Genomic DNA, 14,879 nt, shown 5'->3' with positions numbered 1-14,879 from the left:
CCCCAAAAGCGTTATTTTGCGTATAATGATGTATAAAATAACTATAGCCTTATCTCAATATATAAAAGTGAAAAAAAACATCTTTGCGATCAGTGTCCTTATCCTGTTCCTGTTGCAATCTTATCAAACGCTTGCTCAGACCTGGCAGCCCCTCGGCCCAAGCGATAAAGACCAGATATTTGCCCGCGGAGCGGCTTCAACCTGCATGACATTCGTTGGCCAGGTACCTTACGTGGCTTTTTACAATAGCCATGAAACCGGAATACTGGTAAGGCGTCCTGTTGCCGGTGGCACCGGCTGGGAAACCGTTGGGGGCCAAATCTATGTTAGGGATGCCGGTTCCAATATATCATTAGTGGTAAACAACGCGCGCCTGTATATATTTTATACAGCCAGTTTTGCCAGGGGCCGTCAGCTTGCTGTCAAGCGGCTCAAAACCGATGCAACAGGTTGGGAATCAGTTGGCCCGGAAGGATTTTCATCGGGACAGGCCGATAATGTATCGGTGGCTTTTAATGGCACTACACCATATGTTGCTTACCAGGACGAAGACAATGCATCCAAGCTCACAGTTATGAAATATAATGCCGGTGCCAATACCTGGGATGTAGTTGGCAAGGCTGGTTTTTCTGCCGATAAAATATACTATACCTCAATTGGGTTTAACGGTGCTACCCCTTATGTAGCTTATGCCGAGGGCGAAAATAAAGCGCAGGGCAAGGTGGCTAAATTAAATGGAGCAGGCACCGATTGGGAGCAGGTGGGCAAAACGGCCATATCAGTTTATCCCACTACTTATATAAAGCTGGCATTTAACGGAGCTACGCCATATATTGCTTATGAAGATAATCGCCAAAACGCAACGGTAAAAAAATTAAATGCCGCAGGTACTGATTGGGAGCTGGTGGGCACAGCAGGTTTCTTACAGGGGCTGCCAACTTATCTTGCTTTTGCCTTTAACAACGGCGTACCCTACGTAGCATCAGCTGATGGCAGCGACCATTCAAGGGCTACTGTAATGCGGCTTAACTCGGCAGCCACAGGCTGGGAAAAGGTTGGTCAGTCGCCCATTTCATCATCTTCGGTAACTTTTTTAAACCTGGTGTTTAATGGTAATACGCCTTATGTATCATTTTCTGATAATTCTTATTTTCTTAAGCCACAGGTAATGAAGCTGAACGCAGCCGGTACTACCTGGGAACCACTGGCCACCCTTGGGATTTCGTTAGGCTATGCTTCATCCATGAACCTGGCAATTAACGGCAATACACCCTATGTTGTTTATCGCGATAACGGCAACAATAATAAGGCATCCGTAATGCGCTATAACACTTCAACATCCGGATGGGAGTATGTTGGTAACCCGGGATTTACACCAACGATAGGTGACATCAATAAAATCCCGCTGGCGTTTGCAAAGGCAATACCTTATATAGCAATTGCCGACTTTTCGCAAGGAGACAAAATAAGTGTAATGAGGCTTAACGCGACCGGTACGGGCTGGGAAACGGCCGGCCCGGCAGGTTTTTCAACAGGTAAGGTAACAACCCCCATTTCGCTTGCGGTAAGTGGCACCACGCCTTACGTTGTTTATGGCGATCAGGTGCTTAAAGTAAAACGCCTTAACGCAGCAGGTACCGCGTGGGAAGATGTTGGCAATCCCTTTACCGTCAACACCATAGGTGCTACAAGTATCATATTCAAGGGCACTGTACCCTACGTAGCCTTTGCCGATGCCAGCAACAGCAGCCGGGTAACATTAGTGCGCCTCAACACAGCAGGCAAGTGGGAAACGGTGGGCACACCGGGCTTTGCCCCTTCAGGCTCTAATTCGCTGGCCTTTAGTGGCGATATTCCCTATGTAGCTTGTGCGGGCGCAAGTCAAAAACTATACCTATACAGGCTTAAGGCTGATGGTACCGGCTGGGAGTCCTTAATTACACCATCATCATCTGATACAGGAACAGGCTTTATCTCTCTTACATTTGATGGCGATACACCATATATATCTACCGTAAGGGATAACAAAGGAGTAAGTGTGGTTACCTATAACACCGCAGGCAACGATTGGCAGGACGTAGGCGGCTACTCCGTATCATCTGCGGATGGTCTTAATACATCGATAAGCATACTTGACCACAAGTTATATCTGGCTTACGATAGCTTTGGCGCGTTTGTTAAAACCTACAGCTTAACTTCGGTACAATCGGCAGCGCCTTTAACCGGCGGCCCGGGTACTACAGTGACCATTGCCGGTACGGGCTTTACCGGGACAACGGCTGTTACTTTTGGCGGTGTTCCTGCCCAGTCATTCAGGGTAGTATCAGCCACCAGTATTACGGCGGTGGTTGGCAATAACGCAGCATCGGGTGATATTAAGGTGATAACACCGGCTAATATTTCATCGATAAAAGGCTTTGTTTACCTGCCGGCACCTGCTATAAGTTCATTTACACCGGCGTTTGGCATTACGGGCGTTAAGATTACTATAACCGGCACTAATTTTACCGGGGCAACGGCAGTGAAATTTGGTACAACGGCTGCCGCATCGTTCGTTGTAAATTCAGCAACCAGCATAACCGCTACAACAGGGGCGGGCGCAACCGGCAAAATATCAGTTACAACACCCGGTGGTACAGCAACATCTGCAGCCACATTTACTTATAATGAAACGCCGGTAATTACCTCGTTTACACCCGTAAAAGGTCCGGCCGGCACAAAGGTAAATCTTGTAGGTACCGGTTTTACGGGAGCAACCGCCGTAAGTTTTGGTGGTGTACCGGCACAGCTCTTTACCGTTTACTCTGCAACAGCAATCACCGCGGTGGTTGACGATGGTGGTAAAACGGGCAAAATTACGGTAACCACACCCGGCGGAACGGTAACGTCGGCCACTGAATTTACGTTTGAAACTACCCCCGCGCCGGCAATCATAGCATTTACACCAACACAGGCATCGGGTGCAACCAAAATAAATCTTACAGGAACAGGTTTCACAGGCACAACGTCGGTAAGCTTTGGCGGTGTGCCGGCTACCGTGTTCACTGTTATTTCGGATACGCAGCTTACCGCAACAATAAGCAATGCCGGCGCAAGCGGCGATATCACCGTTGTAACACCGGCAGGCACGGGCAGTATTAAAGGCTTTGTGTTTACAAAGCCAACGCTTATCAGCGTTTTCAGCCCTGTAGCAGCCACTGAGGGTACAGCCGTTACAATAACAGGACAAAGCTTTACAACTGCCAATGGCGTAAGTTTTGGTAATACACCTGCAAAATCGTTCGTTATTAATTCTGATACAAAAATTACCGCGATAATTGGTAAAGGATCAAGTGGGGTGGTGAGTGTGTTTACACCAAGCGGCGGTGCGGTGGCCGATGGATTTGTATACGTAAGCAAGCCGGTTATAGCCCCGTCAGGACCAACAACTTTTACCACAGGGGGCAGCGTAACTTTAAACACAGTATCAGCAGCGGGCTATACCTATCAATGGCTGAAGGATGGTAAAAACATTACCGGCACCGAAGGCACAAGATATAGTTACACCGCAACAACAACAGGTGTTTATGCAGTAAATGTTACTTATGGCGGCATCGCCCTAACATCTGACCCGGTAAACGTAACCGTTATTTTTGACCTGCCTGCCGATAATTTTAAAGCCTCGGCAACCAGCGCCACCTGCAAAGGCGAAAACAATGGTATCATTAATATAACCGCCCTGCAAAACTTAAATTATAAGGCCACCATAACGGGTAACGGTTTAAATAAATCATATCCGTTTACCAGCGCTGTGCCCATTAATGATCTGTCGCCAGGTACATACAATGTTTGCATCACGGTTAGCGGGCAGGCAGATTACCAGCAATGCTATGACCTGGCAATCACCGAACCTAAGGACCTCGCGGTATTTTCGTCGGTAAATAAAGCCACCAACAGTTTAAACCTGGAGCTCAACGGCAGCGATAACTATGCGGTTGAACTTAACGGTACCGTTTACCATACCAGCGAAAGCTCCTTGTCATTACCGCTATTACAAGGCAGCAATAAACTGGTGGTTGCTACTGATAAGCTATGCCAGGGCATCATCGAAAAAAACATCAATTTGAGTAATACTATGCTGCCGTATCCTAACCCTTTTCAGGATGTTTTAAATGTTAACCTTGGCGACACCCCGGTTACTAATTGCACAATAAAGGTGTTTAATATAGCCGATGGCAAATTGCTTTACCAGCAAAAGATCGGCAATCAATCGGGCGTTATTCAGGTCGCCTTATCAGCATTAAGGAGTGGTACATACTCCCTTAATATGTCAATGGATAACAGGGAGTCAGTTTTTAAGATCATCAAAAAATGAGAAAGTTATTAACTATTATAGCTATAGGCATTATGGTCGCGGGTTGCGGAAAAGGTAGTAAAGATACCGTTACTCCCCCTGCTCCGTCACCCGGTAAAGCGTCACTGCTTTTTCCGGCAAAGGATGAATTGTGTAACCAGGGAACAATCATATCGTCAACCCAAAACAAAGTTGTTTTAAAATGGAGCAGCGCCGCTAATGCCGATAGCTACTCCATCAGTTATACCAACCTGTTAACCCAGATACGTACGTTGCTAACAAGTACTCAAAATCAGCTCGAGGTAACGCTTGACCGCAATACACCTTACGCATGGTATGTGACTGCCTTGTCATCCAAAAACACTGCTGTTACTACGCAAAGTGATACCTGGAAGTTTTATAATTCGGGGCCCGGTATAACAAGCTACGCACCATTCCCGGCAGAGGCAGTTTCACCAACAATGGGTGCAACGGTATCAGTGGGTGCACAGTTAACCTGTAATATAACGTGGAAAGCCAATGATGTTGACAATGATATTGTGAATTTTGATGTTTACCTGGATGATAAAGTTTCGCCGGTATTGTATGCAAGTAAAATAACCAATGCCTTTGTACAAAACTTCCCCGTAAAAAAAGGCATTACCTATTACTGGAAGATTGCTACCCGCGATGCTAAAGGCAATATCTCATATTCCGATACGTATCAGTTTACGGTTGCTTTATAATCTGTGAATTTAAGTACGTTTAGCATTGATAATTCTTTTCACAAAGCACCGGCCGATATCAATTCATTAATAAGGGGGGGGGGTAGGGTTTTGCATTGCCAACCACCCTTAAGGCGATATCTAAATGTAGCTATCGCTTTTTTTATTGAATTTAATTTGCTGTATACCTGCTTTTTTTCGATTTTTCGCTTGGGCATTAAAAGCACCCCGAGACTTTAACAATAATCACTTTCTCTTGTAAAGACCAAGCCTTTTAACGGCTTGATCTTTTTGGCATCGCAGCTCCGATAGTTGAAAATCCACGATCTATTTCATAAATAATTCGCGGTCAATTTTATGAAGATCATTTTTTTTATAGTATGATTTGGCCCATTTGGCATCTGTGAAGAGATTGAAAACAGTCAGCTTTTTAGGTGGCGGCGGGGCTGGCTCGCCTTTTTTGGGCTTTTTAGCTGCCGGGTGTTTATCACGGAAGTGGAAATGATCCACCAGGGCCAGGGCTTCAAGCGCGAAAACCGTGGCTATGTCACGGTCCCTTATCTCAATTAGGTTATCGGAGTTTGATTCTTCGCCGCCCTCGGCCAGGTTGCTGGAGCCCAGCCACACAACAGCCTCCGGTGTGTTAAACCCGCAAACAATAAATTTATGGTGAATCTGGTGGCCGAGGCCAATGCCGGCTTCCTCATTAAAAGGTGGCGGCAGTAATGTTTTATTGGGTTTGCCTGTTACCAGCACACCTGTTTTAGAAGAAGGCTTGTAAAATTCTAACCCATCAGTGGAATCTGTGATCCCAGCACTAAAGATATCCAATCGTTTTTGTAGTTCTTTGAGCGCAGGTATTACCGGCCCGGTCGATTTAGGGTCGGTTGCCATAACTGCGAAAAGTACAGAACTTTGTTCGGCGGCCATCCGGGTGGTGATCTTATTCAAATTTTCAAGCGCCTGCGGCTTCTTATGAGGTGCGAATGTGATAAACATTGGCGGCAGGCCCACAGCATTGAATGTAAATTCCTGTTTTGGCAGGTCGGTAGCTAAAAACTCCTTCACATTTGTTTTTTTTGTCCAGGCAGCTTCGAATAGCCGCTGGTAAAGTTCAACTACTTTGGTGTCGTTGAAAACGATCACGTGATTGGAATTGACATACATCCCGGTCACCGAAAAGTTGGTTGATCCTGTTAGTAATCTAACAGGTGTGCGTGTGTCTCCCTTGGAAATGATAAGGATTTTATTGTGCTGGAAACGTTTGAATTTACCGCGAATAATACCCGATTCAGCAGGCGCCCCGCCTGGTTGCTTGCTTTCAGCTATTTTGAATTGTTGTTCAAACTGATCCTCCGGTTTAGGATCCTTTTCATCATGATGCAGCGTGGCGTTATCCAGGATTATACGCATACGGCCTTGCTCTGCAAGTGTCAGGAAACGGGCCAGGAGGTCGGTTTCGTTCAGGTCATAAGCAAACACATCCAGGAATAAGCTCTTATCGGCCACTACCTGTTCAACAATCTGGAAGATCTTTTCTCTCGCTGTAAATCCCGACCAAATATATTCGTCCAAAAAGGTATACTTTTCGCCTGCGTTGTTGGTACCGGCTTGTTGGGACGTATCATACAAAAGAGATTTAGCTTTTGGTTTAAGCGGAGCATCCTTACCAAAACGGTTGCCGAAAGCCTGCGACTGAACGAACCCGCGGGTAAAGCCGAGTTCGATGTCTCCTTTTCTGAAAGGTTCTACCAGGGTGCTGACGGTTATTCCCAAAGTTTTGTCTATTGGCAATAACTGGCCATTCTTGAAAAACCTGGGTGTTACAGTGTACTTATAAAGCCCATAAAATACCTTGTCCTTTTGGTGAAGGGAGCCTGGAACATGCAGCCACCGGAATTTTTGGATCGGTGAATTAATGCTCGATCTTGGCGGTTCCAATGCAACCTGTGCATGACTGGAAGGGTCTGCAAATTGCATCTGGTTAAATATATAGTAAGGCGTTTCAGTACCAGGCTCACAATAAAAGGTAAAGCCGGCCAGGTTTTCGGCGTCTTTTTTTTCAAGACTACAGGCGATCATTACTTTGGCATCGCCGCGCAGGATTTTTACGGTTAGAGAGCTCATAATGTGAATTATTTAGGTCATTAAATATACTATTTATTTGATAAATACAATAGTAACTTATTGAAATTCAGTGATTATTGATTGTGTGGTCAGCCGATTTCCGGGAGCGCGGCAACATTGTGGATCAGTTAATTCTAAAGGAAATCGATTTTTGGAAAAAGCTTCGAAGGGAAATCTATTTGTTTCAATGCCCAATCCATCACCCAAAATTCCAGCAAAGGAATATTATTGACGGAAAAGCAGTAACCGGAATAAAACAACTGTGGTGGATGTATATTTCAAACAAATCCTCAAGTGTTTTAATGCTATCGTAATTTGATTTTCAACGGTACGTTTCGAAACCCCAAAACTGTCGGCTATTTCCTGGTTTGACAGGTTTTTTACCCTGCTCATATAAAATATCTCCTGGCAGCGTTTGGGCAACTGTACAAGATATTGCTGTAGTTCCTGTTGCAGCTCCTGTTCAATCAGATGATCCTCGCCTTCGTTGTTTTGAAAAGGTTCATTTGCGGGAAGCGTATCACCCAAAACCAACATCATGGGTTTTGCCGCCCGCATGCGGTTGTATACCTGGTAGCGTGCAGCGGTGAGTAAAAAAGCCTGGAAAGATTCTATTTCAAGTGATCTGCGCCTGTTCCAGATGTTCAGAAAAATATCGTGTACCAGTTCTTCACTCGTTTCCTGGTTTTTTAGATAATTTTTAGCCAATTTATACAGCCTCGCCCAGTACCTGTCAAACAGGGCAGTAAATGCCACCTCGTCGTCCCGACGAACGGCATTCCACAACTCGGCATCTGTTAGGGAACTGTAAAGCATATAATTGGGTAGGTAAATGTATAAAAAGCAACGCTAATTTTTAAAATTATCCGGAAAGTGACAAAAAGATAAAAAAGTATGTGTGTGCCATGTGCTAATCTACACTTACCTTTTATAAACCTCAGTTCATAACATTTAATGATAACTAAAGAAGAGTTTTTGGTGCTATACCAAAAGTATCTCGATGGTGAATGCACTCCTGCCGAGAAAGAATTGCTGGCTGCATACAGCGATGACATGCAGCTGCCCGACGACGTATGGACGGAGGAAGATACCGATCCTTTGGAAGTACGTGCACGGATCTGGCAAAAACTGAGCGAAAACAGGAGGGACGCTATTGTAATGTTGCCCAAACGTACCAACTACAGGTGGTTATGGGCTGCTGCCTCACTGGTTGCTATGGCAGTACTTGCGGGATTACTATTTATGCCTGCCAAAAAGAATAATGCTAACAATGTTATTGCAAAAAAAGATGAAACAACTATACTGCCCGGCAGTAACAAGGCTTATCTGACTTTGGCAAACGGCAGTAAAATAGTACTTGATGATGCTAAAAATGGCCAATTGGCGGCAAGTGCCGGTGTGAAAGTGAGTAAAGCGGCCAATGGTGTAGTGGTTTATAAATTTGACAGGAAACCTGGTGAACCGGGCCACAAAAATACCCCGGAAATCAATACCATAACTACCCCCAGGGGTGGTCAATACCAGCTTGTTTTAGAAGATGGTACCAAAGTACAGCTCAATGCGGCTTCATCAATCAAATTCCCGGAGTTTTTTAACGGAGCCAATCGTGAGATTGAACTGAACGGCGAAGCTTATTTTGAGGTAGCAAAAGATAAGGCCCACCCATTTATAGTTAAGGCTAATGGTACACAAGTGCAGGTGCTGGGTACTCATTTTAATATTAATGCTTATAGCGATAACCCGGATATTACCACCACATTGCTGGAAGGCTCAGTTAAAATGAGTAAAGGTATGGCTGCAGTGATGCTTTTACCGGGACAACAGGGAACTGTAAGTCAAAAGGGCTCAGCAATAAAAGTGAGCCAGGCAGATGTTGAAGCCAACATGGCCTGGATAAACGGCTTTTTTATATTTCATGATCAAAGCATTGTGAATGTTATGAAGCAAGTAAGCCGCTGGTATGATGTGGATATTGAATACCAGGATGCCGAGGTTCAGGAAAATGAATTTGGCGGTACCATATCAAAATACAAGGATATTAAAGAATTGCTTGATAATATTAAGCTTACCGGCAGTATCCACTACAAAATTGAAGGAAGGAGGGTTATCATTATGAAGTAACCTCATACTTACATAATGCTATCCTTAAAGAAATAACCAGGAGCGTTCGCACCGCTCCTGGTACAATGCTACGGATAGCAATCAGGTCAGTTAACGATCATTTTTCTCACAACCAATTATTTAACCTAACATTCAAATGTACAAAAATTCTACTGCATTAAAGCGCGGGCAGATACCCCGTGCTGTATCAAAATTATTTCTGATCATGAAATTGTCGTTCTTTTTGTGTCTGGTTTCGATACTTCAGGTAAGTGCCTCATCCACTTTTGCACAAAGGATAAGTCTTAGTAAAAGCAACGCCTCGCTTGTTGAAACGCTTAAAGATATCCATAAGCAAAGTGGCTACAGCGTGCTTTATAATTCCAAAATGCTAAAAAAGGCCCTGCCTGTAAGTGTTGATCTTAAAGATGCGGGTTTGGACGAAGCATTGCGCGAATGCTTCCGTGATCAGCCTTTTAGTTATGTAATTAATAATACCACTATTGTGGTTACACCCAAACCGGCCGAAAAGAAGCCGACACAGGTACTAACCGTTAAAGGCATGGTAAAAGACCAAAAAGGTGTGCCTTTACCTGGTGTAACTATAAAGGTTAAAGGTACAAACACAGGCGTACAGACCAATATAGATGGTAATTACACAGTTACTGTAAATGATAATAATGCTGTGTTGGTTTACTCCTTCGTTGGTTTTGTAAACCAGGAGGTTACCGTTGGTAATCAAACCCAAATTGATATAGTGCTTAAGGAACAAACATCGGCACTTAATGAAATTGTGGTGGTTGGCTACGGCACACAAAAGAAAGCTAACCTTACCGGTGCTGTATCATCAGTAAGCGGCGAAACACTGAATAAACGCCCTATTGTTAATCCCGCCTCTATGCTGGAAGGCCTGGCACCGGGTGTACAGGTAAACACCGGCTCCGGCGAACCGGGAAACGAGGCTGTATCTATCCGCATCCGCGGCAACAGCACGTTCAGCGACGCAGGTTCGGACCCATTGGTGTTGATCGATGGTGTGCCTGGTAGCTTCAACGATGTTAACCCAACCGATATCGACAATATATCAATTTTGAAAGATGCAGCCTCTGCGTCCATCTACGGTTCAAGGGCTGCCAACGGTGTGGTGCTGGTAACAACCAAACAAGGCAAAGCCGGGCAGATGTCTGTTACCTATGATGGAAATTTGGGTTACAGCAGCCCTACCAAAATGTTCAAACTGGTAACTAACTCCGCTCAATATATGGAGATGTTTAACCAGGCGCGTATTAACAGCGGTACAACAGATGCCGGCTCGCTTTACCCGAAAGATCAGATTGAGTTATACCGTAACGCTACAGATAGGGTGCGTTATCCTAATACCGATTGGTTAAGCCTGATATTCAGAACTGCCCCTACCCAAAACCATAACCTGACATTTGCGGGCGGCAGCGAAAAAACTACTTACAATGTATCATTAGGATATATTAACCAGGATGGTATTGAAAGAGGCTTTGATTATAAACGGTATAATGCACGTATCAATTTAACCTCAAAAATCAATGATCATATAAAATTTGGTACCAACGTATTATTAAAATCAGGTACGAGAGGTGCTGTAGCCGGTAACCCATCATCACCAACCCAGTGGGACGGTTCGTCAATGGATCTTTTCCTTTCGGCTATGTCACAGGCGCCAACTTATGGCCCTTATTTAGCTGATGGCAGCGGCAGGTATACCTTCAAGGCATATGACTTTGAATATAACAACAAGAATCCTATAGCGGTACTGGATCAAAACTTCAGGAGGATCACTAATGATTATGCGGTGAACGCCCAGGGTTGGTTTGAGGTTCAATTTACTAAAGACATTTCCTGGTATACCAAGGGTGCTGTGAACTTTAATATGAATAAATACAAGGATTTTAAAGCCACGCTTGATGAGTATAATTTCCAAACCAATCAATTGGCAACGTCGCTTGATCTTGGTAAGGGCTTAACTGAACAGGATGAACAAACCGTATACACCAACCTGTTTAGCTACTTAAATTACGCTCATAATTTTCACGGGCATAACATTAAGGCACAATTTGGTTACAGCATTGAACAAAGTAAGTATCAGTACCTACAGGGATACCGTAAAAACTTCCCGGATCTGGATCTGCAGGAGCTGAATGCAGGTGGTTCTGACATCCAAAATGCAGGTGGAACCAGCAATCAATGGGCGCTGATGTCTTACTTCGGTCGTTTAAATTATGATTATAAGGGTCGTTACCTCCTGGAAGGTAACATTCGTGATGACGGAAGTTCGAAATTTGCCGGTAAAAATAAATGGGGTGTATTCCCGTCTTTTTCGGCAGGATGGAGGGTTACCGAAGAGCCTTTTATAAAAGCCATGAATTTAACCTGGCTGGATAATTTCAAATTAAGAGGTTCATGGGGACAGTTGGGTAATCAAAATATAGTTATTAACGGCTACGGAGCCAATTATCCATACCAGGCCTTATTGAATTTCACCGGGAACTATTCTTTTGATAATTCGACACTGGTAACTGGCGTAGCCCAGCAAAATCTGAACAATCCTGTCATTAAGTGGGAAACCACTACCATGACCGATATTGGTTTGGATGTTACTGTTTTCAAAAATTTCAATTTAACTGCCGATTGGTATAATAAAACAACATCCGATATTTTGAGGCAGGCGCAAGTTACCGCAGCTGTGGGATTAAGTGCTCCTACTATCAATGATGGATCGGTGAACAACAGGGGTATCGAACTTGGCGTATCATATAATAACGTAATAACTGACGGTGCTTTAAGAGGCTTAGCTTTTAATGTAGGCGCAAACGTTGATCATAACCGTAATAAACTGGTTAAATTTGGTCAAACCGAAATTGGAGACTATACAATTAACCAAAATGGGTTGCCATGGAAGTCGTTTTATATGCTACAGGTTATCGGCATATTCCAGTCTGCACAAGAGGTGGCTAATTCCCCTAAACAGTTTTCTGATTCTACATTACCGGGCGACCTGAAATATAGAGATGTAAACGGCGACGGTAAAATTGATCAGAACGACAAAACAGTAATTGGTGGTGTTTATCCCAAATTAAACTACTCATTTAACTTGTCGGCCAGCTTTAAAGGTTTTGATCTGTCAGCCATGATGCAAGGCGTTTATGGTGTTAAATCATACGTATCAGGCTGGGGCACTATACCTTTTGTTCAGGGATCATCGCCAACTACAGATTGGTTAAACGCCTGGACACCTGAGCATCCTTCAACCACTATGCCGCGCATTTATTTTGGACAAAGCGCACCGGATAAAATCGGCCGCCGTTCTTCTTACTTCCTGCAGGATGCATCATACTTAAGGCTTAAAAACCTTGTGTTTGGTTACACCATCCCGGCAAAGCTCACCAAAAAAATAGGTATCAACCGGTTAAGGGTTTACTTCGCCGGCGATAACCTGCTAACCATAACCAAATTCAAGGGTCTTGACCCTGAACGTTATGGCAGCGGAGACCAGGTGCAATACCCGCAAAATAAAATCTACTCTTTTGGTTTGAACGTTTCTTTTTAATTAGCCCACATGAAAAATCGAATTATAATAACCATCATATTAATTACATCACTGTTTTTAGGTGCGTGTAAAAAGGCCCTGGATCTGAACCCCAATGATCAGATCGCTACTTCAACTTTCTACAAAACGAAAGCTGATTTTGATGCGGCTTTGGCTGCTGTTTACGCATCCCTTCAATCAGAAGAATTTTCCTATGGCATGGGCTTCAGGGATGGGTTTACCGATAACGGATACAACCAATTCAATTCGGGCGCAGCTAAGGATTTTGTTCAGGGCAACTTTAACCCTACCACCGGTGGTTACGAAACCGCTATTTATAACGATAGTTATACCGGTATTGCAAGGGTAAACCTGTTTTTGCAAAATTTAGGTACTTACAAAGGATCAGATATATCTGGTAGCCAACGTAAAATCTACGAGGGCGAAGTAAGATTTATCCGTGCCTTTCTTTATTTCCAGTTATACAGTATTTATGGCGATGTTCCGCTGGTGGTACAGCCGCTTGACTTAAGCAATCAAAAACAGCCTAAAGTTCCTGCAGCGCAAGTACTCACCCAGATCACTGCCGATCTTGATTATGGCATTGCCAACTTGAACACTGCGACTTATTCTGCCAACGGTGGTCATGCTGCGGCATCATCTGCAAAGGCTTTAAAAGCGAGGGTTTTATTATTTGCGGCATTTGGTAACACCGGTACGCCGGATGCCGCCACCCTAACCAAGGTAAGGGACCTTTGCCTTGATTTGATGGGCCAATACAAACTGAGCACCAATTTTGAGGATACTTTCAGGGATGCTACCCAGAAAAACAACACCGAAATTATGTTTTCGGTTAACTTCCTCGCGCCGAACAATACAGCCCCCTGGGATATGTATTACGGCGATTGGGATGCCTGTGCGCCAATGCAAAACATGGTAGATGCTTATGAGTGTACTGATGCACAACCTTACGGTACTTCGCCATTAACTGATACAAAAAATCAGTTCAATAACCGCGATCCTCGTTTGCGTAAAACTGTGTATGCAGATTCTGTTGATTTTGGTCCGGGTAAAGTTCACCATCCTTCAAATCTCAGGCCCACAGGCTATGGAATTATCAAATTCCTCGAACCTAATAACATGCCTTATGGTTTTTCAACGCTTAGCCAGCAGGATGCAGTTATACTGCGTTTAGGCGAAGTTATGTTGATGTACGCAGAAGCCCAAAACGAAATTGCAGGCCCTGATGCAACAGTTTATAAAGCCATGGCTGATTTACGTGCACGTGTAAATATGCCGGCTTACCCGGCGGGATATACCAAAGATCAGATGCGCCAACGTATCAGGCATGAACGTCGTGTTGAACTTGCTTTTGAAGGCTTACGACACTATGATCTGTTAAGATGGCACACAGCCGGGCCGGTACTTAACGCTGTCGTGTCGTCCCTTATTAATTATCATTTTGAGGATAAGTTTTACCACTGGCCGTTACCTCAAACAGAAATTGATAAGAGCGGCGGGATATTGATTCAAAATCCTGATTACAAATAGCCGGGCAGATCATATTGGAGTTGAGATAATCTCTTCCAACTGATATGTATGTAACAAAAAACAACAATAGGCCCTCTTTTGCAGGAGCTTATTGTTGTTTTTTGTTAAGTATTGTTTTAAGCACTTTAACTTGAATCAAGGTTTAGTTTATTATGATGCTCTTGTGCTTTTTAGTTTAGAAATGGTTTAATTAAATATTAAATCAGCATATTTGTATATGCTGAGACTTTCCTAAGTCTCATGTGATAAGGTTTAGGAAAAAGTCCCGGCGGCGAGCGCTTTGGGGCTTTTATTTTTTATTTCCTGTGCCTTCTATTTTAATCGCTGAAAATGATGTGAGTTCTATATGGTTTATGCAGTAACGGGTGCTGCCGGTGGCCTGCTTAATCTTTTTGAAATAATCTGGCACATATGCTGCAATTGCTTAACGCATTTCGAAATAGCTAACAAAAAAAGCCATGCTCCTTATGAAGCATGGCCGCAGTGTTAGTTATTTAATACCCCT

At 43.9% G+C, this 14,879-nt stretch carries 7 protein-coding genes; 5 read left to right on the top strand and 2 right to left on the bottom strand.

Features of this window, described 5'->3' with window-relative positions; genetic code table 11:
* Window positions 1-67: 67 nt before the first annotated feature.
* Both AC1DUD_RS24740 and AC1DUD_RS24735 read left to right on the top strand, forming a co-directional pair.
* The gene (locus tag AC1DUD_RS24740) at window positions 68-4,354 is read left to right on the top strand and encodes a T9SS type A sorting domain-containing protein (protein ID WP_477379434.1); all 4,287 of its coding nucleotides are present in this window, start codon (window positions 68-70) and stop codon (window positions 4,352-4,354) included.
* Window positions 4,351-5,058 (top strand): hypothetical protein, encoded by a 708-nt coding sequence (locus tag AC1DUD_RS24735; RefSeq protein WP_477379432.1) that lies wholly within the window; start codon window positions 4,351-4,353, stop codon window positions 5,056-5,058. Before AC1DUD_RS24740 ends, AC1DUD_RS24735 begins: the two co-directional genes overlap by 4 nt.
* 306 nt (window positions 5,059-5,364) lie before the next feature.
* Here AC1DUD_RS24735 and AC1DUD_RS24730 read toward each other — a convergent pair whose 3' ends face one another.
* Complete coding sequence (locus AC1DUD_RS24730) at window positions 5,365-7,164, bottom strand: phospholipase D-like domain-containing protein (RefSeq protein ID WP_477379430.1); 1,800 nt, start codon at window positions 7,162-7,164, stop codon at window positions 5,365-5,367.
* Between the two features lie 225 nt (window positions 7,165-7,389).
* The gene (locus AC1DUD_RS24725; protein ID WP_477379428.1) at window positions 7,390-7,980 is read right to left on the bottom strand and encodes an RNA polymerase sigma factor; all 591 of its coding nucleotides are present in this window, start codon (window positions 7,978-7,980) and stop codon (window positions 7,390-7,392) included.
* 138 nt (window positions 7,981-8,118) lie between these two features.
* Here AC1DUD_RS24725 and AC1DUD_RS24720 point away from each other — a divergent pair, with 138 nt between their 5' ends.
* The 3 genes from AC1DUD_RS24720 (at window position 8,119) to AC1DUD_RS24710 (ending at window position 14,374) form a co-directional block, all read left to right on the top strand.
* A complete protein-coding gene (locus AC1DUD_RS24720) occupies window positions 8,119-9,285 on the top strand; it encodes a FecR family protein (RefSeq protein ID WP_477379426.1) in 1,167 nt (388 codons plus the stop codon).
* Window positions 9,286-9,421: 136 nt separating this feature from the next.
* Window positions 9,422-12,844, top strand: a complete 3,423-nt coding sequence (locus AC1DUD_RS24715; RefSeq protein ID WP_477379424.1) for a TonB-dependent receptor — start codon at window positions 9,422-9,424, stop codon at window positions 12,842-12,844.
* Between the two features lie 9 nt (window positions 12,845-12,853).
* Window positions 12,854-14,374 carry a RagB/SusD family nutrient uptake outer membrane protein gene (locus AC1DUD_RS24710; RefSeq protein ID WP_477379422.1) on the top strand — a complete coding sequence of 507 codons (1,521 nt, stop codon included), beginning with the start codon at window positions 12,854-12,856 and terminating at the stop codon, window positions 14,372-14,374.
* The last annotated feature ends 505 nt before the right edge of the window (window positions 14,375-14,879 follow it).

The organism is Mucilaginibacter sp. P4_A11 (assembly GCF_056402535.1).
The sequence above is the reverse complement of the archived record's forward strand: the minus strand, read 5'-3'. Positions and strand labels throughout refer to the sequence as shown.